The sequence below is a fragment of the Streptomyces sp. NPDC048434 genome, assembly GCF_043200375.1.
In the GTDB taxonomy this organism is placed as follows: Bacteria; Actinomycetota; Actinomycetes; order Streptomycetales; family Streptomycetaceae; genus Streptomyces.
In genome coordinates, this window is record NZ_JBICXQ010000009.1 from 70,185 (window position 1) to 95,050 (window position 24,866).

The 24,866-nt window shown below is 71.6% G+C and carries 25 protein-coding genes and 1 riboswitch; of the genes, 8 read left to right on the plus strand and 17 right to left on the minus strand.

Annotated features, from left to right (window positions below; all coding sequences use genetic code 11):
- Positions 1–121: 121 nt before the first annotated feature.
- The 8 genes from ACGFWI_RS13025 to ribD form a co-directional block, all read right to left on the minus strand.
- On the minus strand, positions 122–574 hold the full coding sequence (locus ACGFWI_RS13025) for a PH domain-containing protein (protein ID WP_393906030.1): 453 nt from the start codon (positions 572–574) through the stop codon (positions 122–124).
- Positions 575–632: 58 nt separating this feature from the next.
- On the minus strand, positions 633–1,481 hold the full coding sequence (hisG, locus tag ACGFWI_RS13030) for an ATP phosphoribosyltransferase (protein ID WP_393906031.1): 849 nt from the start codon (positions 1,479–1,481) through the stop codon (positions 633–635).
- 53 nt (positions 1,482–1,534) lie between these two features.
- Positions 1,535–1,807 (minus strand): phosphoribosyl-ATP diphosphatase, encoded by a 273-nt coding sequence (locus ACGFWI_RS13035; protein WP_086720687.1) that lies wholly within the window; start codon positions 1,805–1,807, stop codon positions 1,535–1,537.
- Positions 1,808–1,841: 34 nt separating this feature from the next.
- The gene (gene ribH / locus ACGFWI_RS13040; protein WP_393906032.1) at positions 1,842–2,327 is read right to left on the minus strand and encodes a 6,7-dimethyl-8-ribityllumazine synthase; all 486 of its coding nucleotides are present in this window, start codon (positions 2,325–2,327) and stop codon (positions 1,842–1,844) included.
- A 62-nt stretch (positions 2,328–2,389) separates the two neighbouring features.
- Positions 2,390–3,763, minus strand: coding sequence for a bifunctional 3,4-dihydroxy-2-butanone-4-phosphate synthase/GTP cyclohydrolase II (locus ACGFWI_RS13045; RefSeq protein ID WP_393906033.1), 1,374 nt, complete (start codon positions 3,761–3,763; stop codon positions 2,390–2,392).
- A complete protein-coding gene (locus ACGFWI_RS13050) occupies positions 3,760–4,413 on the minus strand; it encodes a nicotinamide riboside transporter PnuC (RefSeq protein WP_393906034.1) in 654 nt (217 codons plus the stop codon). The genes ACGFWI_RS13045 and ACGFWI_RS13050 overlap by 4 nt, the downstream gene beginning before the upstream one ends.
- Positions 4,410–5,045: a riboflavin synthase gene (locus ACGFWI_RS13055; RefSeq protein WP_393906035.1), complete on the minus strand. Its 636-nt coding sequence runs from the start codon at positions 5,043–5,045 to the stop codon at positions 4,410–4,412. Before ACGFWI_RS13055 ends, ACGFWI_RS13050 begins: the two co-directional genes overlap by 4 nt.
- Position 5,046: 1 nt before the next feature.
- Positions 5,047–6,141, minus strand: coding sequence for a bifunctional diaminohydroxyphosphoribosylaminopyrimidine deaminase/5-amino-6-(5-phosphoribosylamino)uracil reductase RibD (gene ribD, locus ACGFWI_RS13060; RefSeq protein WP_393906164.1), 1,095 nt, complete (start codon positions 6,139–6,141; stop codon positions 5,047–5,049).
- A gap of 185 nt (positions 6,142–6,326) precedes the next feature.
- Positions 6,327–6,457: riboswitch (FMN riboswitch) on the minus strand.
- Positions 6,458–6,628: 171 nt separating this feature from the next.
- Between ribD and ACGFWI_RS13065 the strand changes: the two genes are divergently transcribed.
- The gene (locus tag ACGFWI_RS13065; RefSeq protein WP_393906036.1) at positions 6,629–7,408 is read left to right on the plus strand and encodes an SDR family oxidoreductase; all 780 of its coding nucleotides are present in this window, start codon (positions 6,629–6,631) and stop codon (positions 7,406–7,408) included.
- A gap of 168 nt (positions 7,409–7,576) precedes the next feature.
- Here the strand turns inward: ACGFWI_RS13065 and ACGFWI_RS13070 are convergent, their stop codons facing one another.
- On the minus strand, positions 7,577–8,809 hold the full coding sequence (locus ACGFWI_RS13070; protein ID WP_393906037.1) for an ROK family transcriptional regulator: 1,233 nt from the start codon (positions 8,807–8,809) through the stop codon (positions 7,577–7,579).
- A 70-nt stretch (positions 8,810–8,879) separates the two neighbouring features.
- Between ACGFWI_RS13070 and ACGFWI_RS13075 the strand changes: the two genes are divergently transcribed.
- Entirely contained in the window at positions 8,880–10,109 is a 1,230-nt protein-coding gene (locus ACGFWI_RS13075; RefSeq protein WP_393906038.1) for an MFS transporter, read from the plus strand.
- A 27-nt stretch (positions 10,110–10,136) separates the two neighbouring features.
- Here ACGFWI_RS13075 and ACGFWI_RS13080 read toward each other — a convergent pair whose 3' ends face one another.
- Entirely contained in the window at positions 10,137–10,625 is a 489-nt protein-coding gene (locus ACGFWI_RS13080; protein ID WP_393906039.1) for an acyl-CoA thioesterase, read from the minus strand.
- Between the two features lie 288 nt (positions 10,626–10,913).
- Between ACGFWI_RS13080 and ACGFWI_RS13085 the strand changes: the two genes are divergently transcribed.
- The 3 genes from ACGFWI_RS13085 (at position 10,914) to ACGFWI_RS13095 (ending at position 14,227) form a co-directional block, all read left to right on the plus strand.
- Positions 10,914–12,287: a uracil-xanthine permease family protein gene (locus ACGFWI_RS13085; RefSeq protein ID WP_393906040.1), complete on the plus strand. Its 1,374-nt coding sequence runs from the start codon at positions 10,914–10,916 to the stop codon at positions 12,285–12,287.
- Positions 12,288–12,544: 257 nt separating this feature from the next.
- Positions 12,545–13,180: a DUF5995 family protein gene (locus ACGFWI_RS13090; protein ID WP_393906165.1), complete on the plus strand. Its 636-nt coding sequence runs from the start codon at positions 12,545–12,547 to the stop codon at positions 13,178–13,180.
- Between the two features lie 99 nt (positions 13,181–13,279).
- Positions 13,280–14,227 carry a TIGR03619 family F420-dependent LLM class oxidoreductase gene (locus tag ACGFWI_RS13095; protein WP_393906041.1) on the plus strand — a complete coding sequence of 316 codons (948 nt, stop codon included), beginning with the start codon at positions 13,280–13,282 and terminating at the stop codon, positions 14,225–14,227.
- Here the strand turns inward: ACGFWI_RS13095 and ACGFWI_RS13100 are convergent.
- From ACGFWI_RS13100 to ACGFWI_RS13110, 3 genes are all read right to left on the minus strand, one after another.
- The gene (locus ACGFWI_RS13100; RefSeq protein ID WP_393906042.1) at positions 14,115–15,815 is read right to left on the minus strand and encodes a flavin monoamine oxidase family protein; all 1,701 of its coding nucleotides are present in this window, start codon (positions 15,813–15,815) and stop codon (positions 14,115–14,117) included. The two genes, ACGFWI_RS13095 and ACGFWI_RS13100, sit on opposite strands and share 113 nt — an antisense overlap.
- A 99-nt stretch (positions 15,816–15,914) precedes the next feature.
- Complete coding sequence (locus ACGFWI_RS13105; protein WP_393906043.1) at positions 15,915–16,730, minus strand: carbon-nitrogen hydrolase family protein; 816 nt, start codon at positions 16,728–16,730, stop codon at positions 15,915–15,917.
- A gap of 256 nt (positions 16,731–16,986) precedes the next feature.
- A complete protein-coding gene (locus tag ACGFWI_RS13110) occupies positions 16,987–17,412 on the minus strand; it encodes a MarR family winged helix-turn-helix transcriptional regulator (RefSeq protein WP_393906044.1) in 426 nt (141 codons plus the stop codon).
- Positions 17,413–17,529: 117 nt separating this feature from the next.
- Between ACGFWI_RS13110 and ACGFWI_RS13115 the strand changes: the two genes are divergently transcribed.
- Positions 17,530–18,042 (plus strand): MarR family winged helix-turn-helix transcriptional regulator, encoded by a 513-nt coding sequence (locus ACGFWI_RS13115; protein WP_393906045.1) that lies wholly within the window; start codon positions 17,530–17,532, stop codon positions 18,040–18,042.
- 32 nt (positions 18,043–18,074) lie between these two features.
- On the opposite strand, the gene ACGFWI_RS13120 is transcribed toward ACGFWI_RS13115, so the two are convergent.
- Positions 18,075–19,010, minus strand: a complete 936-nt coding sequence (locus tag ACGFWI_RS13120; RefSeq protein ID WP_393906046.1) for a LysR family transcriptional regulator — start codon at positions 19,008–19,010, stop codon at positions 18,075–18,077.
- Positions 19,011–19,064: 54 nt separating this feature from the next.
- On the opposite strand from ACGFWI_RS13120, the gene ACGFWI_RS13125 reads away from it, so the two are divergent.
- Together ACGFWI_RS13125 and ACGFWI_RS13130 are read left to right on the plus strand one after the other, a co-directional pair.
- A complete protein-coding gene (locus ACGFWI_RS13125; protein WP_393906047.1) occupies positions 19,065–20,531 on the plus strand; it encodes an MFS transporter in 1,467 nt (488 codons plus the stop codon).
- Between the two features lie 18 nt (positions 20,532–20,549).
- Entirely contained in the window at positions 20,550–21,023 is a 474-nt protein-coding gene (locus ACGFWI_RS13130; protein WP_393906048.1) for a nuclear transport factor 2 family protein, read from the plus strand.
- Between the two features lie 38 nt (positions 21,024–21,061).
- Here the strand turns inward: ACGFWI_RS13130 and ACGFWI_RS13135 are convergent, their stop codons facing one another.
- The 3 genes from ACGFWI_RS13135 to ACGFWI_RS13145 form a co-directional block, all read right to left on the minus strand.
- A complete protein-coding gene (locus ACGFWI_RS13135; RefSeq protein ID WP_393906049.1) occupies positions 21,062–21,517 on the minus strand; it encodes an Lrp/AsnC family transcriptional regulator in 456 nt (151 codons plus the stop codon).
- Positions 21,518–21,527: 10 nt separating this feature from the next.
- Positions 21,528–23,000: an amino acid permease gene (locus tag ACGFWI_RS13140; protein WP_393906050.1), complete on the minus strand. Its 1,473-nt coding sequence runs from the start codon at positions 22,998–23,000 to the stop codon at positions 21,528–21,530.
- Between the two features lie 379 nt (positions 23,001–23,379).
- Entirely contained in the window at positions 23,380–24,843 is a 1,464-nt protein-coding gene (locus ACGFWI_RS13145) for a GuaB1 family IMP dehydrogenase-related protein (RefSeq protein WP_393906051.1), read from the minus strand.
- Positions 24,844–24,866: the final 23 nt, after the last annotated feature.

Below are 24,866 nucleotides of genomic sequence, written 5' to 3' on the forward strand. Positions count from 1 at the left end.
GGACGATCCGTCCATTGCCGGAGGGAGTCACTCCTCGGGTCGGTGTTGGCCCACTGAGGGGCAGGGCGCAGGGTGCGCCCCGGAGAACAGAGTAAACAGCGGGACCGTGATTAGGGCAGGCTCAACCGGCCGTGTGGTCGACAGCACCGTGCTTCTCGGTGAGGTCGCGCAGCGCGCGGGCATCCCGGATGGCCTGGACCTTGGCGATGCCGGGCTGGATGCCCATGGCGGGCAGGCTGGTGCCGTCGGCGAGGTCGAGATGGACCCAGGGGTCGCCCTCCCGGAGGTTGACGCGCAGGACCTGGGCCCAGGCCAGCTCGCGCCGGGTGGTGAGGTTGACCACCGTGATGCCCTCCTGCCGCGCCACCACCTTGGGGCGGCCGAGCAGCAGGAGGACGGCGAGCACCAGCAGTCCGGTGACCACGAAGCTGAGCCGCTCGCCGCCGGTCAGCTTCGGCAGCAGCAGCGCGATCGCGGTGAGGGCGGCGAGCTGGGCGATGCCGACGGTGTACAGGACGATCCGGGTGCGGGTCGGCCGGAACGTCACCGGGAGGCTGGGCAGGGGCGCGGACACGTCGTCGGGTCTTCCGTCGTGGGTGGAACGGTGCGTACGGGTGGTCGGTGGCCGCGGGTCACAGCCGGCAGGCGTGGATCCCGGTGGTCAGGATCGCGCGGGCGCCGAGGTCGTAGAGCTCGTCCATGATGCGCTGGGCGTCGTTGGACGGGACCATCGAGCGGACCGCGACCCAGCCCTCGTGGTGCAGCGGGGAGACGGTCGGCGACTCCAGGCCCGGGGTGAGGCCGACGGCCTTCTCCACGTGCTCGACCCGGATGTCGTAATCCATCATCACGTACCGGCGGGCCACCAGGACGCCCTGCATGCGGCGCAGGAACTGGCGCACCTTCGGGTCGTCGTCCGGGGCGCCGGTGCCGCGGATGACCACGGCCTCGGACTTCAGGATCGGCTCGCCGATGATCTCCAGCCCGGCGTTGCGCAGGGTGGTGCCGGTCTCCACGACATCCGCGATGATCTCGGCGACGCCGAGCTGGATGGCGGTCTCCACGGCGCCGTCGAGGTGGACGACGGAGGCGTCCACGCCGTTGTCGGCGAGGTGCTGCCGGACCAGGCCGGAGAACGAGGTGGCGATGGTCATGCCGCCGAACTCGGTGACGCCCTTGGCGGTACCCGGACGGGTGGCGTAGCGGAACGTCGAGCCGGCGAAGCCGAGCTGGAGGATCTCCTCGGCCGGCGAGCCGGAGTCCAGCAGCAGATCACGGCCGGTGATGCCGATGTCGAGCTTGCCGGAGCCGACGTAGACCGCGATGTCGCGCGGCCGCAGGAAGAAGAACTCGACCTCGTTCTCGGCGTCGACCAGGACCAGTTCCCTGCGGTCCTTGCGCTGGCGGTAGCCGGCCTCATGGAGCATCGCCGACGCAGGCTCGGACAGTGAACCCTTGTTGGGGACAGCGATGCGCAGCATGAGAGCGAGTTCCTTTGCACTGAGGGGTGTTGCGGCGGGTGCGGGGGGGTGGATCAGAGGTGGGCGTAGACGTCGTCGAGGGAGATGCCCTTGGCGACCATCATGACCTGGAGGTGGTAGAGGAGCTGGGAGATCTCCTCGGCGGCGGCCTCGTCGGACTCGTACTCGGCGGCCATCCACACCTCGGCGGCCTCCTCGACGACCTTCTTGCCGATCGTATGGACACCGGCCTGCACCAGCTCGGCGGTACGGGAGGTGGCGGGGTCGCCCGTGGCGGCCTTCTGCTGGAGCTCGGAGAAGAGCTCCTCGAACGTCTTCTTGGACATGATGATGACTACCCTACGCGGTCGACCCGTGCGATCAGCGCCAGGGCTCGGACACGGTCCGCAGGGTCGCTGCGGTGGCGACCGCGGCGGTGACCGCTTCGTGGCCCTTGTCCTCGGTGGATCCTTCGAGGCCGGCACGGTCGAGCGCCTGCTGCTCGGTGTCGCAGGTCAGCACGCCGAAGCCGATGGGTACGCCGGTGTCCACCGACACCTGGGTCAGGCCCTGGGCGACGCCCTGGCAGACGTAGTCGAAGTGCGGGGTGCCGCCCTTGATGACCACGCCGAGGGCGACGACCGCGTCATAGCCGCGGCCGGCCAGCACCTTGGCGACGACCGGCAGCTCGAAGGCGCCGGGTACCCGCAGCAGCGTGGGCTCGTCGATGCCGAGCTCGGTCAGGGCGCGCAGCGCGCCGTCCACGAGGCCGTCCATGACCTGTTCGTGCCATTGCGCCGCGATGACGGCCACCCGCAGGTCGCCACAGTTCTTCACGGTCAGTTCGGGTGCGCCCTTGCCGCTCACGGTTCTCCTCTTACGGGTGATGGTGCTGGTCTTACGGGTGATGGTGAAATCTTGCCGGGTGGCTACTGGTTGTCGCAGGTGGTGGCGCCAACAGGGGGCGCGGCGTCGGCCGCTCCGGTGAGGGGGGCCGCTCCCGGCCGCGCGGATTCGGAAGCCTGGGGAACGGTGCTTGCACCGGGGTCCAGCCAGGGCAGGTCGTGCCCCATCCGGTCCCGCTTGGTCCGCAGATACCGCAGATTGTGCTCACCGGCCTTGACGGGCATCGGCTCCCGGCCGGTGACCTGCAGGCCGTACCGCACCAGGGCGGCGGACTTCTCGGGGTTGTTGGTCATCAGGCGCAGCGAGCGCACCCCGAGGTCCTGGAGCATCTGCGCGCCCGCGGCGTAGTCGCGGGAATCGGCGGGCAGGCCCAGTTCCAGGTTGGCGTCGAGGGTGTCGCGGCCGCGCTCCTGGAGTTCGTAGGCGCGCAGCTTGGACAGCAGCCCGATGCCGCGCCCCTCGTGACCACGGAGGTAGATCACCACGCCGCGGCCGGCCTCGGTGATCCGCTGCAGCGAGGCCTCCAGCTGGGGGCCGCAGTCGCAGCGCAGCGAGTGGAAGATATCCCCCGTCAGGCACTCGGAGTGCACCCTGACCAGGACGTCCTCGCCGTCGCCGAGCTCGCCCGCGACCAGCGCGATGTGCTCGACGCCGTCGACGGTGGAGCGGTAGCCGTACGCGGTGAACTCGCCGTGTGCGGTGGGCAGCCGGGTCTCGGCCTCGCGGCGGACGGTGGGCTCGGACGACTGCCGGTAGGCGATCAGATCCTCGATGGAGATGATCGACAGTCCGTGCTTACGGGCGAACGGCACCAGCTCCGGCAGCCGCAGCATCGTGCCGTCCTCGCCCGCGATCTCCACGATGGCGGCGGCCGGGCGCAGTCCGGCGAGCCGGGCGAGGTCGACACCGGCCTCGGTGTGGCCGTTGCGGACCAGCACCCCGCCGGGCCGGGCGCGCAGCGGGAAGATGTGGCCGGGCCGGACGAAGTCGCCGGCGACGGACTCGCCGGAGGCCAGCAGCCGCAGGGTGGTGGCGCGGTCGGCGGCGGAGATGCCGGTGGAGACGCCGTGTGCGGCGGTGGCGTCGACGGAGACGGTGAAGGCGGTCCGCATCGACTCGGTGTTGTGCTCGACCATCTGCGGGAGTTCCAGCCGGTCCAGCTCCGGGCCCTCCATGGGGGCGCAGATCAGTCCGCGGCACTCGCTCATCATGAAGGCGATGATCTCGGGGGAGGCCTTCTCCGCGGCGATCACGAGGTCACCCTCGTTCTCGCGGTTCTCGTCGTCCACGACGACCACGGGGCGGCCGGCGGCGATATCGGCGATCGCCTGCTCGACGGGGTCGAGGGCGAGCGCCTCGGCGTCCTCAGTGTCGTACCAGCTCTGCAGTGCGGTCATGCCGCTGCTCCTTCCAGGACGGTGCGATCGGCGACGCGGGTGCGCAGCCACCAGTCGCGCATGCCCCACACGACGAGGGCGAGATAGACGACGTAGACGAGGCCGGAGAAGGCGAGCCCGCTGCTGAACGCGAGCGGGACGCCGACGACGTCGACCAGCAGCCAGGCGAACCAGAACTCGACCAGCCCGCGGGCCTGGGCGACCATCGCGGCGAGCGTGCCGACGAAGATGTAGGCGTCCGGCCAGGGATTCCAGGACAGCTGCGGGATCAGGGTGAACAGGGTGCCGACGGCCGCCGTGCCCACGGCGGTGCCGCCCAGCAGCAGGCCGCGCTCGCGCCAGCCGGCGAAGCGTACGGCGATGGAGCCGTCCTGCGCCTGCTGCCGGCCGCGCTGCCACTGCCGCCAGCCCCACAACGCCACGACGATGACGAGGAGTTGCTTGCCGACGCCGCCGCTGAGGTGGGCGGAGGCATAGGCGGCGACGAGGATCACGCCGGAGAGGAACTGCGCGGGCCAGGTCCAGATGGAGCGCCGCCAGCCGAGTGCCAGGGCGACCAGACCGATGGTGTTGCCGATCATGTCCGACCAGATGACGTGCTGCCCGAAGGCCGTGAAGGCCTGGCCGTTCAGCGTATCGAGGACGCTCATCGGTCCATCTCCTTGATTTCCTCGAGGTCCTCGGTCTCGGCGGAACCCCGGCCGAGCAGCCGCTCGACATACTTGGCGAGGACGTCGACCTCGAGGTTGACGGGGTCGCCGGCCTTCTTGATGCCCAGCGTGGTCAGGGCGAGGGTGGTGGGGATGAGGCTGATGGTGAAGTAGTCGTCGGCGGCGTCGACGACGGTGAGGCTGACGCCGTCGACGGTGATGGAGCCCTTCTCGACGACATAGCGGGACTGCGCGGCCGGCAGCGCGATCTTGACGATCTCCCAGTGCTCACCGGGGGTGCGCTCGACGATGGTGCCGGTGCCGTCGACATGGCCCTGGACGAGGTGTCCGCCCAGCCGCCCGCCGAGCGCCATCGGGCGCTCCAGGTTGACGCGTGAGCCGGCGGCCAGCGCGCCGAGGCTGGAGCGGTGAAGCGTTTCGGCCATCACATCGGCGGTGAACTCACCGTCGGCGGTGTCCACGACGGTCAGACAGACGCCGTTGACGGCGATCGAGTCGCCGTGCTTGGCGTCCTCGGTGACGACGGGGCCGCGCAGTCGGAAGCGGGAGGAGTCACCGAGGTCCTCGACAGCGACGACCTCACCCAGTTCTTCGACGATTCCGGTGAACACTTCAGTTCTCCTCGTGGAGGGCGTGGCGGATGGGGGTGGCGGTGATGCGCAGATCGGGTCCGAGCCGTTCGGTGTCGGTCACGTCGAGCCGCAACGCCTGGGCGATGGTGGTGATTCCGGCGTCGCCGACGGCCGCCGGTCCGGCACCGAGCAGCACCGGGGAGAGATAGCCGACGACCTTGTCGACGGCCTGGGCGGCGAGGAAGGCCCCGGCGAGCGTGGGGCCGCCTTCGAGCAGGACGGAGCGCACCTCGCGCTCGTACAGCGCATGGAGCAGTGCGGGGATGGAGAGCCCGCGTCCGTCGGCGGCGCGCGGCAGCCGGACGATCGGGGCGAGGCCTTCGAGGTGGCCGGTGTCGGCGTCCTCGGTGACCGCGATCAGGGTGGGCGCGGACCCGTCCAGCACGCGGGCGCCGGCCTTGACGGCGGTGGCGCCGGAGTCGACGACGACCCGCAGCGGCTGGCTGATCTCGTCGTCGGCGAGTCCGCTGATCCGGGCGCCGAGCTGCGGGTCGTCGGCGCGGGCGGTGCCGGAGCCGACGATGACGGCGTCCGCGGCGGCCCGCAGCCGGTGCACATCGGCGCGCGATTGGGATGAGGAGATCCAGCGGCTGGTGCCGTCGGCGGCGGCGATCCGGCCGTCGAGGGTGGCGGCGTACTTCCACAGCACGAAGGGGCGGCGGCGCAGGACCGAGGTCAGCCAGGCCTCGTTGCCGGCGGCGGCCTCGTCGGCGAGGAGTCCGCCCTCGACGTCGATCCCGGCGTCGGCCAGGGTGACGGCGCCGCCGGTGGCCGTCGGGTCGGGGTCGGAGACCGCATAGACGACACGGGCGATCCCGGCGTCGATCAGCGCCTGGGCGCAGGGGCCGGTGCGGCCGGTGTGGTTGCAGGGTTCGAGGGTGACCAGTGCGGTGCCGCCCCGCGCCCGCTCGCCCGCGGCGCGCAGCGCATGGATCTCGGCGTGCGGCCCGCCGGCCCGCCGGTGCCAGCCCTCGCCCGCCGTGCGGCCCGCGGAGTCCAGGACGACACAGCCGACCACGGGGTTGGGGCTGGTGTGCCCGAGGCCGCGCGTGGCGAGCTCAATGGCTCGGCGCATCGCCGCGGTCTCGACGGGGGCTGCGGTGGCCACCGGGTCCTCCTGCCTCTCAGGGCACGGACTCCGGGGCTGTCTGGACGACAGAAAGCGGAACAACTCCACGGGGAACACCGCGCCGGAAAGGGAGAACCCGTCCGGAAAAAATCCGGACGCGCCGCCGACGGCGGTGTACCGAAGCCGGCCCGCCGCGCACTGCCTCCCATCCGGACTTTCACCGTCGGTGCAGGAATTTCACCTGCTCAACCGGCCGCTGGCTGCGGACGGGTCGCGGACTGTTACCGCCGGTTCGGAATTACACCGACCCCGGAGTGCGCTGCTGCTTTTATGTCAGTACAGCTTCAGTCTGCCACGCCCGGTAGTCGCCCATGCGGGCGAAGCGCTGTGGGCTGCCTCACAGCGTCCGGCGCGCCGCCTGTCACAGACGGCGCGCGTGATTCGTCATAACGGAGAGGTACGCGTCCCTACTCCCCTCAAGGACTGATCCCCGATGGCGACAATTCTGGTGACCGGCGGCACGGGCACGCTCGGGCGGGTCCTGGTCGACCGGCTGCTCGACGACGGCCATGACGTCCGTTCGCTGAGCCGGCGGCCGCACACCGGCACGGCGCGGCCGCGGCCGCGGTCGTACGCGGTCGATCTGCGCGACGGCACGGGCCTGCCCGAGGCGGTGACGGGCGTGGACGCGATCGTGCACTGCGCCTCGACGCCGGCCGGCGGTGACACGGAGGCGGCCGGGCAGCTCGTGGAGGCGGCGAAGGCGGCGGGCGTGGCGCACCTGGTGTACATCTCGATCGTCGGCGTGGACCGGGTCCCGATCGGCTACTACCGCACCAAGCTCGCCGTGGAGCGTCTGATCGAGGACTCCGGTATCGGCTGGACGGTGCTGCGGACGACGCAGTTCCACAATCTCGTGCTCGACGTGATCAAGGCGGGCGCCCGGTCGCCGGTGCTCCCGGTGCCGACAGGCGTACGGGTGCAGCCGGTCGAGGTGCGTGAAGTCGCCGCCCGGCTGGCCGAGTTGGCGGTCGGCGAGCCGGCCGGGCGGGTCACCGACATGGGCGGCCCCGAGGTGCTGGACGCCCGGGATCTCGTACGGGCCACGCTGGAGGCGGGTGGGCGGCGCCGGCTGATGATGCCGCTGTGGCTGCCGGGCACCGGCGCCGCGGCACTGCGCCGCGGCGGCAACCTCACCCCTGAGCACGCCGATGGCCGGCGGACCTATGCGGAGTTTCTCGCGGAGCGCGCGGGGGACGGGGCGCGGCGATGACGGAGCGCCCGGAGCCGCCCGGAGCCGCCCGCGGTGGCCCGGAGCGGTCGGCAGCGGCGGGGCGCATCCGGCCGGTGCCCCGACGGCGGTGCCGGCTCCCCCTGCTCACGGCACCGCAACTCACCGTGTGGAGCAGGCAGTTGACGTCCACACAGGGGCCCGTCCGGCTCAACCCGCTGACGTGAACAGCTCGTTCTGAGCGGCGTCGCGCGCGGCGAGGACGGCGCCGCGCAGCACCGCCCGCCCGCCGACCGCCCCCGCGCGTACCTCGGTGCGCAGCGGGGAGAGCCGGGCCAGATGCCCGGTGACCCGGCCGGCGAGCTCCTCGCCGCCGCCACGGCCGATCTCCCCGCCGAGGACGACACACCCGGGGTCGAGCACGGCGCACACCGCCGCCACGCCGAGGGCGATCCGCGCGGCCAGCGCATCGAGGAAGGCCGCACCGGCGTCGCCGGCGGACACCGCGGCCCGTACAACGGCTTCGGCGGGCGGGGCATCGACGTCGGGCGAGGGCGCGTTCGCCGCCCCGGCCCCGGCGGACAGGCCGTGTTCCGCCGCGAGTGCGCAGATCGCGGCGGAGCCTGCCAGGGAGTGGAAGCCGCCGTCGCAGCCGCTCGCCGAGGGCAGTGCGGCGGTGCCGGGGACGGGCAGAAAGCCGATCTCGCCGGTGCCGCCCGAGGCGCCGCGCCGCAGCGTGCCGTCCAGGACCACCGCGGCACCGGTGCCATGGCCGAGCCAGAGCAGGACGAAGGTCTCGCGGTCGCGGGCCGCGCCGTCGCGCTGCTCGGCGATGGCGGCGAGATTGACCTCGTTCTCCAGCAGGACGGGTACGGCGCGCCGCGCGCGCAGCGCGCCGACCAGCGTGGCATGCCAGGACGGGATCCAGTCGGTACCGCCGAGCCGCCCGGTGGCGGGGTCGACCAGGCCGGGGGCGCCGACGGCGATGGTGTGCGGAGGGTGCCCGCCCGCCGCGGCGAGGGCCTTGTCCACGACGGCGAGGGCGGTGGCGACGGCCGCGTCGGGCGCGTCGTCCGGGCCGATGGGGACGGTGCGCTCGTCGCGTACCTCGCCGAGGAGGTCCGCGACCGCGACGGTGACGCTGTGCGTCCGCAGATCGAGGCCGACGAGATGGGCCCGGTCGGCGACGATCCCGTAGAGCCGGGCATTGGGCCCGCGCCGCTGTGCACCGCTCTCGCCGACCACCGCGATCAGCCCGGCCTCCTGGAGGCGTTCGACGAGGTCCGCCACGGTCGGCCGGGACAGGCCGGTCAGCGACTTGAGCTGGCCAGCCGTCAAGGAGCCCTCGGACTGCAGGAGTTGCAGTGCGAGGCGATCGTTGATGAGCCGTGCGGTGGCCGGGGAGGCGGTGCGGCCGGCCGCTGCCGCGCGCGGTGCATGCATGGCGGGATTCTTTCATCCTGTCGGACCGACGCCCTTATTATCAGGCAGGGTTCCTGATAGTTTACGCCTCATGGTCGGCACCGGTGTCCCCCACGACGTCACCCCACTCCCCCGCGACGAGCTGCGCCGCGCGCGCCGGTCCGTCGCCCTGGTGTTCCTCATTCATGGCTCGGTCACCGGCAACTTCGCAACCCGTATCCCGTGGATCCAGGACCACACCGGCATCTCACCGGGCCAACTCGGCCTGGCCCTCGCCTTCCCCGCGATCGGCGCGTCGCTGGCGATGCCGCTGGCCGGCCGGATCAGCCACCGCTTCGGCGCCCGCACCGCACTGCGCGGTCTGCTCGCCTTGTGGACCCTGTCGCTGGTCCTGCCCGCCCTCTCCCCCGGGCTGTACGCACTGTGCCCGGCGCTGCTGCTGTACGGCGCGGCCTCCGGGATGTCGGACGTCGCGATGAATGCGCTGGGCGTGGAGACCGAGGACCGGCTCGGCAAGCCGATCATGTCGGGGCTGCACGGCATGTGGAGTACGGGCGCCCTGCTCGGCTCGGCGGCCGGCACCGTCGCCGCGCACGCCGAGTGGGACGCCCGGCTCCATCTGGCCGGTGCGGCGCTCGTGCTGACGCTGCTCGGCGCGCTCGCCTGCCAGGGCGTACTGGATCTGCGCAGCGCCCCCGAGGAGCATCCGCCGCCGCGCTTCGCGCTGCCGCCGAAGTCGGCGCTGGTCATCGGGGCGATAGGTTTCTGCGCGGTCTTCGCGGAGGGCGCCGGTCTGGACTGGTCGGCGGTCTACCTCCGCGACGCACTGGGCACCGATGCGGGCCTGGCCGCCGCGTCGACCACCGCCTTCGCCTGCACGATGGCCGCCGCACGGCTGGCCGGGGACAAGGTGGTGGCCCGCTTCGGCGCGGTGCACACGGTGCGGGCCGGCGGGGTACTGGCCGCGGCCGGCGGCCTGTTGATCATCGCGGCCCGGCATCCGGCCCTGGCGATGGCCGGCTTCGGCCTGATGGGCCTCGGGATCGCGGTCGTGGTTCCGCTGGCCTTCGCGGCCGCCGGGCGCAGCGGTCCGGCGCCCAGCCAGGCGATCGCGGGTGTCGCCACGATCACCTACACCTCCGGGCTGATCGCCCCGTCCGCGATCGGCGGGATCGCCCAGGCGACGTCGCTGACGGTGTCGTTCGCGCTGGTGACGACGCTGGCGTGCGGGCTGGTGGTGGGTGCGCGGGTGCTGCGGGTGCCGTGCCGTACGGCGTCCGGCAGCACCCCCGCGGTGACCGGCGATCTGGAACGGTCCTGAGCCCGGCCGCGCCGGATCGCCGACGGCTCAGGCCGCGTCCGCCTCGGCACCCGCGTCCGACGCCGCCGGCCGGAGCAGCTGCGCGGCGATGCTCCGGGCGCGGTCGGACCACGGAGTGGGGCGCAGTGTCTGCGCATCGACGCGGACCAGCACCCGGTGGCCGTGGGCGTAGGTCTCGGTGCCATCCGCCGAGCAGAGCCGGAAGCCGTAGGTGAGGCCGGTGCGGCCGAGACGTTCGACCCACACGTGCGCCGTGTAGCGGCCGGGCCGGGTGACCGAACGCTCGTAGGAGACATGCATCTCCTTGATGACGTTGCACATGTCGCCCGCGGCGGCCCAGTCGCCGTCGAAGCCGAAGCCATGACCGTGCCAGTACTCCGCCCAGGCGCGCTCGACCAGCAGCGGGTAGCGGGAGTTGTGGAGCATGCCGAGCGCGTCGAGGTCATCGAAGTGGACGGTGACGGGGACCAGTTCGCCGTACGGGACGGTGGTGGTCGGCAGGGATTCGACGCTCACGGGTGGTGCTCCTGGGGTCTGGGTGCGCCGGTCGGCGCTGTTGATGCGGATAGTGCTAGTGGTGCGGGTGGTGCTCATGTGATGAGCCGGAGCCATCGTAAGCGGCTGCTTAGAATGCTTGGTCCGCCGGGATGCTGGGCGTGGTGGTCACGGGCCGGACCATGCAGCAGTGGCCATGGACCAGTGACGCAGGACATAGCGACCACGAACCGGGATGCACCGGGATGGAGCGGATTTACCCCGCACTAACATTGCCCGGTCATCACCGTGTGAAGAAGTGGAGCAGTCATGGGCCTCGGCGTGCGCTGGACCGTGCATGGCGACGGGCGCAACCCGGCCCCTGGGGCAGTGGTCAGACCGGATGAGCGGCTGTCGTGGCCGCGCACCGTGGGCCTGGGCGCGCAGCATGTCGTCGCGATGTTCGGCGCGAGTTTCGTCGCTCCGGTGCTGATGGGCCTGGACCCCAACCTCGCGATCATGATGTCCGGCGTGGCGACGGTCATCTTCCTGCTGGCCACCCGCGGCCGGATCCCCTCGTACCTGGGCTGCTCGCTCTCGTTCGTCGGAGTGGCCGCCGTGATCCGGGCGCAGGGCGGCACCAGCGCGACCGTCACCGGAGCGGTCCTGGTCGTCGGTGTCGCGCTGTTCCTCGTCGGCGTCGCGGTCCAGCGGTTCGGTGCGCGGATCATCCACGCGGCGATGCCGCCGGTGGTCACCGGCGCGGTGGTGATGCTGATCGGCTTCAACCTGGCGCCGGTGACGGCGCGTACGTACTGGCCGCAGGATCAGTGGGCGGCGCTGCTGACCATGCTGTTCACCGGGTTCGCCGTGGTCTGTCTGCGCGGCTTCTGGTCCCGCATCGCGATCTTCCTCGGGCTGGTCTTCGGCTATGCCGTCTCCTGGGTCTTCGACCGTAGCTTCGGGATGATCCACTCGGTGAACGGCGCGGGGAAGGTCACCGATCACTGGCGGCTGGACTTCTCCGCGGTCGGCAAGGCCGACTGGATCGGTCTGCCGCACTTCCACGGGCCCAGTTTCCAGTGGTCGGCGATCCTGGTCGCGCTGCCCGTCGTGATCGCACTGGTCGCGGAGAACGCCGGACACGTCAAGGCGGTCGGCGAGATGACCGGCGACCCGCTGGACGACAAGCTCGGCACCGCGATCTCCGCCGACGGCGCGGCCTCGGTGCTCTCCACCGCGCTCGGCGGTCCGCCCAACACCACCTACTCCGAGAACATCGGCGTGATGGCGGCCACCCGCGTCTACTCGACCGCCGCATACTGGGCGGCGGCCGGTTTCGCCCTGCTCTTCGGCCTGTGCCCGAAGTTCGGCGCCGTGGTTGCCGCGATCCCCGGCGGGGTGCTGGGCGGTATCACCGTCATCCTGTACGGCATGATCGGCCTGCTCGGCGCCCAGATCTGGGTGCACAACAAGGTGGATCTGCGTAATCCGCTGAATCTCGTGCCGGTCGCCGCGGGCGTCATCATCGGCGTCGGCGGGGTGAGCCTGAAGGTCAGCGACCACTTCGAGCTGAGCGGTATCGCCCTGGGCACGATCGTGGTGCTCACCGGTTACCACGCACTGCGCGCCCTTGCCCCCGCACATCTCAAGCCGCAGCCGCCGCTGCTGGACGAGGGCACCTCGTCGTACGACAAGGACTGACCGGGCGGCGTCGGGCAGGGGCCCGGGGCGGAGCGGGGAACGCGCCACAACCAGGCGCGCCGTTCGTTCCCCCGTTCCGGTCAAGGACCGCGAGCAAACCTCTCCGTCCGTAACCGAGATGTCACGCTGAGTGGATGACGACGACTCAGCGCTATGACGTCCGTGGCCGCCCGGACCCGTCCGTGGGCACCGGTGCCCGGCCCCCGGCCGGCCCGGGATCCACGGCCGCCCCACAGGTGACGGAGGTACTGACCCGGATGCGGGCGCTGGCCGCGGCGCTGCCCGCCGAGGACGGGGTGGCCGTCTTCAACGGGGTCTATCTGGCCGTCACCGAAGCCGTGGCGCGGCGGATCGGGGACGGCGCGTTCCAGGACCCGGCGGCCGCCGGCGAGCTGGATGTCCGTTTCGCGCGGCGGTACTTCGACGCGGTGGATGCCACGGCCGCCGGACTGCGGCCGCCGGCCTGCTGGCGGCCGCTCTTCCAGCTCCGCCGCCACCCGGGAGTGCATCCGCTGCAGTTCGCTCTGGCCGGGATCAACGCACACATCGGCCACGATCTGGCGCTGGCCGTGCTGGACACGTGCCGGGCGCTGGAGTGCGAACCGGCCGCGCTGGAGACCGACTTCGACCGGGTCGGCGGGGTGCTGACGAGCCTGGAGGAGCGGATCCGCGAGCGGCTGATGCCCGGCCCCGATGTGCTGGACGTCGCCGATCCGCTGACGCATCTGATCGGCTCGTGGAGCCTGGACAAGGCGAGGGACGGCGCCTGGGTGGCGGCCAGGGCGTTGTGGAGCGTACGCCGGCTGCCGGAGGTGGCCGAGGAGTTCGCCGAGCGGCTGGATGCCGGGGTGGGCCTGGTCGGGCGGATGCTGCTGACTCCGCTGCCCGGCTGATCCTGCCCACCGCCCGGCCGCCGCGTCGCGGCGAGTCCCCTGAACCTCCGTACGCCGACGCTACGTTGGCCCAGGGGGCTGATACGAAGGAGTGCAGCTATGGCCATTCGGCTCGGTCTGGGCCTTCCGCAGATGCGGCAGTACGCCATCGGACGTGACGTTCCCGGCGTGGCACGGGCCGCGGAGGAGACCGGTTACGAGAGCCTCTGGGTCTTCGAGCGGATCCTGTTCCCCGAGCCCGCCTCCCAGGGGCTGTACGGCATCCCGGGTCTCCCCTGGCCCGACGCCTACCGCTCGGTGGCCGACCCGCTGGTGACGCTGGCCCTGGCCGCGGCCGCCACGGAGCGGGCGCGGCTCGGCACCAGCGTGCTGGTCGCCCCGCTGCACATCCCCTTCCAACTGGCCCGCGCCCTCGCCTCGCTGGACGCCGCGAGCGGCGGCCGGGTGGTCGCGGGCTTCGGCACGGGCTGGTCGCTGGACGAGTACGCGGCCGCGGCCGTCGCCCCGTTCGAGAAGCGCGGCAAGGTCCTCGACGAGCTGATCGACGTCTGCCACGCGGTGTGGGGCCCGGACCCGGTGGCGTACGAAGGGGAGCTGACGACCATCGCCCCGTCCATCGTCGGCCCCAAGCCGAAGCGGCCGATCCCGATCCTGCTGCCCGCCAACAGCCCGCGCGCGCTGCGCCGTCTGGTCGACCGGGCGGACGGCTGGATGCCGCTCGGCATGGGCGCCGAGGCCCTCGCCACGCAGCGGCTGCAGGAGCTGGCCGCCGAGCGGGGCCGCAAGGAGCCGGTGCACAGTGTGCTGCGGGTGAACACACGAAGACCTCCGAGTGCGGTCTGTTCCTGGACAGCTCCACCACATCGGAGGTCTTCGCCGTTGAGCAAGACCCACGCATCCACCACGTTGCGGGTCAGGACACGAAAGACACGCCCTAGTCCTCGGGGAGTTCGACCGGCGCGATCTCGTCGTAGACGTCGCCCGGTCCCGGGTTCGTGGCATCCGTCGTCCCGCCGAAGTGGTGCATCACGCCCCACACCGCGTTGAGTGCGGTCTGCACGGCGCCCTCGGCCCAGCCCGCGGTCCAGGAGATGTCGTCGCCCGCGAGGAAGAGGCCCCGCTTGTCCTCGGGGAGCCGGTCCTGCATGAAGTGCGTGAACAGGCGCCGCTGGTAACGGTAGTGGCCGGGCAGGTTCGCCTTGAAGGCGCCCATGAAGTAGGGCTCGTTCTCCCAGGACACGGTGACCGGGTTGCCGATGATGTGCTTGCGGATGTCGACCTTCGGATAGATCTCCGACAGCGACTTCAGCATGACCTCCATCCGCTCGTTCGCGTCCAGCGGCAGCCACTTGAGGCTGTCGTCGCACCAGGTGTAGGAGAGGCAGATGACGGCGGGCTCGTCCGGTCCGTTGTCGAGCAGATAGGTACCGCGGGTCATCCGGTCCGTCAGCGTCATCGACATGACGTCCCGGCCCGTGTCCTCGTCCTTGTCGAGCCAGAACGGCCGGTCGACGGGCACGAAGAGCTTGCTGGACTCCATGTAGTGGGTGCGCTCCATCGCCGTCCAGTGGTCGATGGGGAACAGCGAATCGTCACACGCGATCTTGCTCAGCAGCATCCAGGACTGCGCGGTGAAGACGGCGGCCTCGTAGGTGCGGATGTCGCCGTCGGCGTCGGTCACCGTGATGCGGTTGCCGGCGGTGCGGTGGAGACGGGTCACCGCGGGCCGGGGCGTGCCCTCGTGCAGCGACGACAGCGAGGTGCCCGGCGCCCAGTGCACGATCTTGGCCGGCTCCCGCTCCCACAGCCGCAGCGGCAGCTGCTGGCTGCCGCCGACGATGCCGCGGTGGTGGTCGTCGGCCTCGGTGTAGACGACCCGCAGGATCTCCAGGATGGAGTTGGGGAAGTCGGTGTCCCAGCCGCCGGTGCCGAAGCCGACCTGGCCGAAGATCTCGCGGTGGCGGAAGGACTTGAAGGCCGTCGAGTCGCAGAGGTAGCCGTAGAAGGTCTGGTTGTCGAGCTTCTCGACGAGCCGGGACCAGATCTCGCGGATGCGCGGGACATCGCGCTCGCGGATCGCCTGGTTCATGTCGGAGAAGTCCGCGCCCTCTTCCAGGCAGGCGTTCCAGGCGTCCATGACCTGGTGGTAGACCTCGGGGAGATCATCGACCGTCCGGGCGTAGTGCGACTCGCCCTTGAGGTCGACGACGGTCGACGGAGTGTCCGGTGCCAGCGGGTTGGGGAACGGCTCGGTCTGCAGACCCACCAGGTCGATGTAGTGCTGGAACGCCGTCGAGGACGGCGGGAAGCGCATCGCGCCCATTTCGGCGGTCAGGCCCGCGGCGTCGGACGAGGTGCCCTCGAAGCCGACGGTGCGCAGCCGGCCGCCTATTCGGTCCGCCTCGTAGACGACGGGCTTGAGGCCCATCTTCATCAGCTCATAGGCGGAGATGATGCCGGACAGGCCGCCGCCGATGACAGCGACCTCCTTACCGTGCTCGATCGCGGGGATCTGGCCGAGGCCCGCCGGGTGGGCGAGGAAGTCGTCGTAGGCGTACGGGAAGTCCGGGCCGAACATGGTGATCGGCGGCTGGGCATCCGCGTGGTGGGCGGCGGTGGGCACCGTGGACGTCATCGGGGGCGGACTCCTTGCAGACAGGGCACAGCAGGCAGGGCAGCGCGGGCCGGGGTGCGCCGGCCTGCGGCGGATCAGTGGGGGTCGGGCGGGGTCGGTTCAGGTCAGCGGGCCGTACAGCTCCAGCCGGCGATCGTGCAGATAGGGGTTGTCGGCCCGGGATTCCTTCAGGAAGGCGGGGTCGACCTCGGCCCGCACCAGCTGCTCGGTGCGGCCGGCGCGGGTTCGGACGACACCGTCCGGGCCGGCCAGGCAGCTGAGGCCGACGAACTCGAACTCGCCCTCCGCGCCGGCCCGGTTGACGTACGCGACGTACATCTGGTTCTCGAAGGCGCGGACCGGGATGACGGACTCGGCGACGAACTGGAAGGGGTGCATCTGCGCGGTGGGCACCAGCAGCAGATCGGTGCCGGCCAGCGCATGGGCCCGGACGTTCTCCGGGAACTCCACGTCGTAGCAGATCAGCAGGCCGATCCGGAGGCCGGCCAGCTCGGCCTGGACGACGGCCTGCTCCCCCGGGGTGAAGAATTCGTGCTCGAAGCAGCCGAAGAGATGCGTCTTGCGGTAGTTCGCGAGGCGCTCGCCCTCCGGGCCGATGAGCTGCGCCGAGTTGTACACCGCGGCGCTGTCGGGCTCGTCCTGCGCGGCGCGCTCCGGGTAGCCGTAGAGCAGCGCGATGCCGTGCTCGGCGGCGATCTTCCCGATGGCCTGTGCGCTGTCACCGTCGGCGGTCTCGGCGAGGCGGTGGACCTCGTCGCCGATGGCGTAGCCGGTGAGGAACAGCTCGGGGCAGGCGAGCAGCCCGGCGCCGGTCGCCGCGGCCGAGCGGGCCGCGTCGTCGAGGACCCGCAGATTGTGCGCGACATCGCCGGGCCGGCCCGAACTCTGGAGCAGGGCGGTGTGCAGCGACGTCATGGAACCCCTCGGCGAGGACGGTGCGGGCGGACGCATTGACGGTACGGTCCGCCGACGATGCCGGACAAGCCGCCACCGTTGCGCGCCGAGGGACGATTCGTTGCGCGTTCAAGGGATGATGCGGTGATTCGTTGCGCCCCACGTCGGGAGGACCCCGTGCCGGTGCGGATCCCGGCTCCCGGTGCACGTCGAGCAGCGGGCCGCGCACGCGCCGGCCGGCGCCGCGCGTACGGCGATGCAGCCGCCCTGCCTCCCGTCAGGCCTCGGACGCCATGTTGGCGGTCATCCGGTCGAGGACGGTCACGGTGCGGAGGTAGTCGTCCTCGGTGAGTCCGCGCATCAGACGGGCGCGGCTGACGTCGACCAGGGAGGCGGCCTCGGCATGGATCCGCCGGCCGGCCGCGGTGAGCGCGAGGGTGTCACCGTCGGTGACGAGCCGGCCTCGGGCGGCCAGGGTGCGGGTGACCTCGTCGAGGGTGCGCGATCCCGGATCTCGGAAGGGTTCGAGGAGCCGGGCCAGCACCGGCCGGGCGAGCGGGCCCTGGAGCGCCAGGCTGTGGAGCACCTGCCAGTCGCGCCGGGTCAGCCCGTGTGCGGACAGGACGTGGGCGAAGTCCTCATTGATCAGGGTGTCGAGTGCCTTGAGGTAGTAGCCGATGGGCTTGAGCGGTGTGGTGGTCATGAGGGCCGCCTCTCCGGCAGATATATGCAGAATGACAAGTACCTGTCCCTGAGTATGCTTCTCCCGGAACGGCGGGGCAACGGGTTATCCGGAGCGGCAAGCGCGAGGAGAGTGCGGATGCACGACGCGGAGCGGGACGGGGCGGCCGGCGATGCCGCTGCGGAGGTTGCGGCGATCGAGCGCGCCATGGTGGCCCTGCGCCGCAGCGCCGCCCGCCGGACGCTGGCACGGCGGGCGGAGCGGCAGGCCGGGGTGCCGGTGCCGGGGGGTGCCGCGTTCGATGTGCTGGATGTCGTCGAGGCCGCCGAGGAGCGCGGGGAGGCGGCCGGGGTGCGCGAGGTGGCGGACGCGCTCCAGGTGGACCAGCCGCGGGCGAGCAAGCTGGTGGCGGCTGCCGTGCAGGCCGGTCACCTCCGCCGGGAGGCCGACCAGACGGACGGCCGGCGCACCCTGCTGGCCGTCACCCCGGACGGCCGGGAGCTGCTGGAGTCCGTGCACACCTTCCGGCGCTCCGTGGTGGCGCGGGTGACCCGGGACTGGCCGGGCGCCGAACGGGCCGCGTTCGCCCGGCTGTTCACCCGCTTCATGGTCGATTTCGGCGCGGCGGGCGGGCCGCCCGTGGACCGCTGACGGCCGTCAACACCACAGCCGCCGCGCGGCGTTCAGCCCTCGTCGGGCGGCAGGCCCCGCAGGAGCTCCCGCACCGTCTTCCGTACCGTCGAGCGCAGCCAGAGGTGCCCGGCGTCGGCCTCGTGGCGCGGGTGCCACGCCATCTCCATGGTCACCTGCGGCAGCGCGAACGGAATCGGCAGGGTGCGCAGCCCCAGCCCGCGGACCGTCGAGGCTCCGGCCCGTGCGTTGGCCAGGCCGACCGCATCGCTGTCCCTGACCATCATCAGCGAGGCGGCGAAGGTCGGGACGGTGGCGATCACCGTCCGCCGCAGCCCGCGTTCGGCGAGCGCCGCGTCGAGGGGGCCGGTCAGCCGGCCGCGCCGGGAGAAGTTGAGATGCGGTGCGCCGGCGAAGCGGCGCGCGGTGAGTTTCCCGGTCGTCAGCGGGTGCCCCTCGCGCACCACCGCAACCATGTCGTCGACGAACAGCTCCTCCCTGCGGATCTCCGGCTCGCGGCTGTCGATGACGCCGAGCTCCAGGTCCGCCGCGCCGTCCCGCAGCAGCGGCACATCGAGATGGCTCTCACCCAGGAAGCGGAGCACGACCTGCGGGGCTTCCTCGGCGACGCGGGCGACCAGCCGCGGTCCGAGGGCGGTGACGAAGAGGTCATTGGCGTAGAGGGTGAACACCCGGGCCAGTTCGGCCGGGTCGGCCGGCGCGGACGGGGCCAGCACACCGTGCGCCGCCTCCACCAGCCGGCGCACCTCGGCCCTGATCTCCAGGGCGCGCGGGGTGGGCACCATATGGCGGCCGGCCCGCACCAGGACGGGGTCGCCGATGGTGCGGCGGATGCGGCCGAGCGCGCGGCTCATGGCCGGTCCGGAGAGCCCGAGCCGGTCGGCAGCCTCGGTCACGCTCTCCTCTTCCAGCAGGGCGTCCAGCGCCGTCAGCAGGTTGAGGTCGATGCTTGCGTTTCGCGCAATCATGGAGTGCATACCTTGCATTTGAGGTCAACTCACCAGGACTCTAGCGTCCCTGCCATGACCTCGACCGTTTCTCCTCCGGACTCCCCTCCCACGCCCGTTGACGCCCCGGCCCGGCGGCGCTCGGTGACGGCCGCGATGTGTGCCTGTGTGCTGGTGGCGCAGTCGCTGGTGGCCGCGATGAATCTCGCGATACCCAAGATCGCCGCGAGCGGGCTGCACCCCTCGCCCGCCCAGTTGCTGTGGATCGTCGACACCTATGTGCTGGTCTTCGCGGGGCTGCTGATCCCGGCCGGTGCGCTCGGCGACCGGGTGGGCCGCAAGGGCGTACTGCTCACCGGGCTCGGGGTGTTCGCCGCGGGCGCGCTGCTGAGCGCGCTGGCGACCGCGCTGCCGGTGCTGCTGGCGGGCCGCGCCCTCTCCGGCGCCGGCGCCGCGCTCCTGGTGCCGGCCACCATGTCCGTACTGCTGCACTCCGCCCCGGCCGACCGCAAGGCCGGGGCGGTGGCCGCCTGGAGCACGGCGGTCGGCATCGGCGGGATGGCGGGCAACGCGGGCGGCGCGCTGATCCTGCAATACCTGCCCTGGCAGGGGCTGTTCTGGGGGTATGTACCCGTGGCCCTGGCCCTGCTGATCTGGGTCGCCACGGCCGCGCCCCGGGTTCCCCGGCAGACCGCGGCGCTCGATCTGCCGGGCTCGGCGCTGCTGGTCCTCGGCGCCGCGGCGCTGCTCTTCGGCATCATCGAAGGACCGGGCCTGGGCTGGGTCTCCGTCCCGGTGACCGGCGCCTTCGCCCTGGCGGTGGTGGTGTTCGCGGTGTTCGTACGGCACGGGCTGCGGGCCGCGCACCCGGTGCTGGACCCCCGGCTGTTCCGGCTGCCGCGGCTGCGCGCCGGCAGCATCGGTATCGCCGTCACCTTCTTCGGGATGTTCGCGCTCTTCTACGTCAATGCGCAGTTCCTGCAGTACGTGAAGGGGTACTCACCGCTGCAGACGGGCTGCGCCATCGTGCCGCTGGCCTTCGGGATGATGGCGGTGACGAAGTACGGCATGCGCGGGGCGCAACGGGCCGGCGAGGCCAGGACGGTCGGCGCCGGACTGGCGCTGATCGCGGCCGGCCTGCTGCTGCTCTCCATCACGGACGCCCACACTCCGTACGTCCGCTACCTGGTGTTTCTCCTGGTGATGTCGGTCGGTGCGGGGCTGGCGATGCCGACGCTGTCGCATGCGATCGTGGCGTCCGTACCGGCCCGGCGCTCCGGAATGGGCTCCGGACTCCAGGGCGCGGCGCGGGAGTTGGGCGCGGCGCTGGGGATCGCCGTGGTGGGCACCGTACTGTCCGTGCGCTTCGCCTCGGGTACCGGACACGGCGCCGCGGTGGCCACCGCGTTCACCGATGCCATGGCGCTGGGCTACCGGATCGCGGCGGGCGTGGTGCTGGTGGTGGGCCTCGTCGTGGTGCGCGGTCTGCACACCGGCACACGGGCCGAGCGGGATCAGGGGCTTGACCTGAAGCACGCTTGAGGTAGCAGCGTTGTCGCCATGGACACCGACACGATGCAGCGCCAACTGCGAGAACTGACCGACCGCGCGGAGCTCACCGACCTGCTGGACCGCTATCTCCGCTCACTGGACGAGGGGAGGTTCGACGAGGCCTGGGCCCGCGCCTTCCACACCGAGGACGTCACCGCCGAGCTGCCCATCGGCAACTTCCACGGCCGCGACGCACTGTCGGCACAGGTCGGCGCCGCGATGGCCCTGTTCGACCGCACCGTGCATCTGGGCACCAACGCCGTCATCGAGATCGACGGCGACCGGGCCACCGCCCGCGGCGCGCAGCTGAGCACGCATGTTCTCGCGGACGGCTCCGAGGGGGTCTTCATCTCCGCGGGCCACGCCGACCACGAGCTGGTCCGGACCGCGGACGGCTGGCGGATCGCCCACTCGTCGCTGCGCATCGTCTGGACACAGGGAACGCCGCCGCGGGTGCCGACGGACGCCGGGGCGGGTGCCTGAGACACCCGCCCCGGACGTGGACCGGGAAGAAGCAGGCCTCAGCCCGGCGCCCCCGAGCTGTACCGCCGCAGCAGCGGCGAGAGCACCAGGACGGACTTCGTCCGCTCCACGAACGGTTCGCCCGCGATCCGCTCCAGCACCCGCTCGAAGTGCCGCATGTCGGAGGCGAAGACCTGGACGACGGCGTCCGCCTCACCGGTGACGGTGGAGGCGGACGCCACTTCCGGGTAGCGCGACAGGCCGCGGTGGATCGCCTCGGGCGAGGTGTTGCGGCGGCAGTAGATCTCGACGAACCCCTCGGTCTCCCAGCCGAGCGCGGCCGGATCGACCCGCACGGTGAAGCCGGTGATCGCGCCGTCGGCCCGCAGCCGGTCCACCCGGCGCTTGACGGCCGGCGCGGACAGCCCGACCTCCTGGCCGATATCGGCATAGCTGCGGCGGGCGTCCTCGGCGAGGGCGTGGACGATGCGTTCGTCGAGATCGTTCAGTCGCACTGCGGGTGGATCACTTCTCTACGGTGGCCAATCGGGAACGGCGCATGCCGTAACCGAAGTAGACCACAAGGCCCACGGCCATCCAGACACCGAAGACCACCCAGGTCACGGCGCCGAGGCTGCCCATCATGTAGAGGCACAGCAGAAAGCCGATCGCCGGGAAGAGCGGCGAGAGCGGGGTACGGAAGCTGCGCGGCATATCGGGCCGGGTGCGGCGCAGCACGATCACCGCGATATTGACCAGCGCGAAGGCGAACAGCGTGCCGATGCTGGTGGCGTCGGCCAGCTGGCCCAGCGGCACCGCGGCGGCGAGCACCCCGCAGAACAGCGAAACGATCACGGTGTTGGCGCGCGGCGCACCGCTCTTCGGGTGCACCTTGGCGAACACCTTCGGCACCAGCCCGTCCCGGGACATCGCGAAGAGGATGCGGGTCTGGCCGTAGAGCACGGTGAGCACGACGCTGGCGATGGCGATGACCGCACCGAAGGCGAGCAGTACGGCCCAGAAGCTCTGGCCGGTGACATCCTTCATGATCCCGGCCAGCGCGGCCTCCGAGCCCTTGAACTTCTGCCAGGGCATCGCGCCCACGGCGATGGCCGCGACCAGGCAGTACAGCGCGGTGACGATCACCAGCGAGAGCATGATCGCGCGCGGCATGTCGCGCTGCGGGTTCTTGGCTTCCTCACCCGCGGTGGAGGCGGCGTCGAAGCCGATGTACGAGAAGAACAGGGTGGCGCCGGCGGCGCTGACACCCGCCATGCCCATCGGCATGAAGTTCGCGTAGTTGCCGGACCGCACACCCTGCACGGCAACGCCGCAGAACAGCAGCAGCGCAACGATCTTGACGACGACCATGATCGTGTTGGCCCGGGCGCTCTCCTTGGCCCCGCCCAGCAGGAACACCATCGCCAGCAGCACGACCAGCAGGGCCGGCAGGTTGAAGATGCCGCCGTCACCGGGCGGCTGGGACAGCGCGTCCGGGATGGTGAATCCCAGCGTGCCGTTGAGCAGTTCGTTCAGATACTGGCCCCAGCCCACGGCGACGGCCGCGACCGAGACGCCGTACTCCAGGATCAGGCACCAGCCGCAGACCCAGGCGACCAGCTCACCGAGGGTGGCGTAGGCGTAGGAGTACGACGAGCCGGAGACCGGGATGGTGCCGGCCAGCTCCGCATAGGACAGCGCGGAGAACAGGGCGGTGATACCGGCGAAGACGAACGAGATGATGACCGCGGGTCCGGCGTCCGGGACGGCCTCGCCGAGGACCACGAAGATGCCGGTGCCGAGGGTGGCACCGATGCTGATCATGGTCAGCTGCCACATGCCCATCGAGCGACGGAGCGATCCCCCCTCGCCCTTACCGCCCTCGGCAACCAGCCGCTCGACGGGCTTGCGCCGCATCAAACGGGTGCCGAGGCCTCCGGAGGAGGGGGGCCGGGGGTCGCTGGCCCCTGAGGGTGGGGCTGCGCCGTGCTCCAACACTGGGGTGGCTCCTTTATCGCTGCCGATCGGATGACGATACGGATGACGGCGACCGGCAGCGGTCGGTACGAGGGCATGCCGAAGCACCCCGCAGCAGGAGACCGCCGAGCAGACGGACTCCGTCACTCCACGTATAGCGCTTGACCTTACGGCCCGCCGCTGACCTGCCGTAATGCAGGTTCCTTGCGCAACTGCGAATGATCGTTGCGCACCCGCGCGGCGGGCGGTGGTTCATTGCGCGCTTCGGTCGATCGTACGGGTTCCGGCACGGCGGCCGAGTACCGGGCCGGGGGCCGCGATCATGCGACCGGCCCCGCACCGAGTCGGTGCGGGGCCGGTGAGCGGCGGTGCCGGGGCGGTGGTACGTCCCCGTGGGAGGTCAGTTCCAGCTGTCGTGCAGCGGCTTGCCCTCGGCGTAGCCGGCGGCGCTCTGCACACCGACCACGGCCTTGTCGGCGAACTCCGCCAGGGAGGCGGCACCCGCGTAGGTGCAGGAGCTGCGGACCCCCGCGATGATCGTGTCGATCAGGTCCTCGACGCCGGGGCGCGCCTGGTCGACGAACATCCGCGAGGTGGAGATGCCCTCCTCGAAGAGGCCCTTGCGGGCCCGGTCGTAGGCCGACTCATCGCTCGTACGGTTGCGCACCGCACGCGCGGAGGCCATGCCGAAGCTCTCCTTGTACGGCCGGCCGTCGGCGGTGTGCTGGAGGTCGCCGGGCGATTCGAGGGTGCCGGCGAACCAGGAGCCGATCATGACGTTGGAGGCACCCGCGGCCAGCGCCATCGCGACATCGCGGGGGTGGCGCACCCCGCCGTCCGCCCAGACGTGCTTGCCGAACTTCTTCGCCTCGGCGGCGCACTCCAGGACCGCGGAGAACTGCGGCCGGCCGACGCCGGTCATCATGCGAGTGGTGCACATCGCGCCCGGTCCGACGCCGACCTTGATGATGTCCGCACCGGCCTCGATCAGATCGCGGACGCCCTCGGCGGCGACGATATTGCCCGCCACGATCGGGACCTGCGGGTCCAGCCCACGCACGGCCCTGACCGCGGCGATCATCGACTCCTGGTGGCCGTGCGCGGTGTCCACGACGAGGGTGTCCACGCCGGCGTCCAGCAGCGCCTTGGCCCGGCCGGCCACATCGCCGTTGATGCCGACGGCCGCCGCGATCCGCAGCTTGCCGTTGGCGTCGGTGGCGGGGGTGTACAGGGTGGCGCGGAGCGCACCCTTGCGGGTGAGGATGCCGACCAGCATGCCGTCCGCGTCGACCGCGGGCGCGAGCTTGCGATTGGCGGCGTCGAGGCGGTTGAAGGCCTCCCGCGGGTCGATGTCCGCGTCCAGGACGAGCAGGTCCCTGGACATGACCTCGGCCACCTGGGTGAAGCGGTCCACGCCGGCCAGGTCGTGCTCGGTGACGACGCCGACCGGGCGGCCGCCCTCGACGACGATGCCCGCGCCGTGCGCCCGCTTGGGCAGCAGCGCCAGGGCGTCGGCGACGGTCGCGACCGGGGACAGCACGATCGGGGTGTCCAGGGCCAGATGGCGGCGCTTGACCCAGGTCACGACGTCGGTGACGACATCGAGCGGAATGTCCTGCGGAATGACGACCAGGCCACCACGGCGGGCAACGGTCTCGGCCATCCGGCGGCCGGCGATCGCCGTCATGTTGGCGACCACGAGGGGGATGGTGGTACCGGTCCCGTCATGGGAGGACAGATCCACTCCCTGGCGGGATCCCACGGCGGAGCGGCCGGGCACCATGAACACATCGTCGTAGGTCAGGTCGTAGGGCACCGAAGAACTCTCTTCGAGCGCGCCGTTCTTCGGATTGAGGAATCGCATACAGCCAGGATACGGGCCCTGAC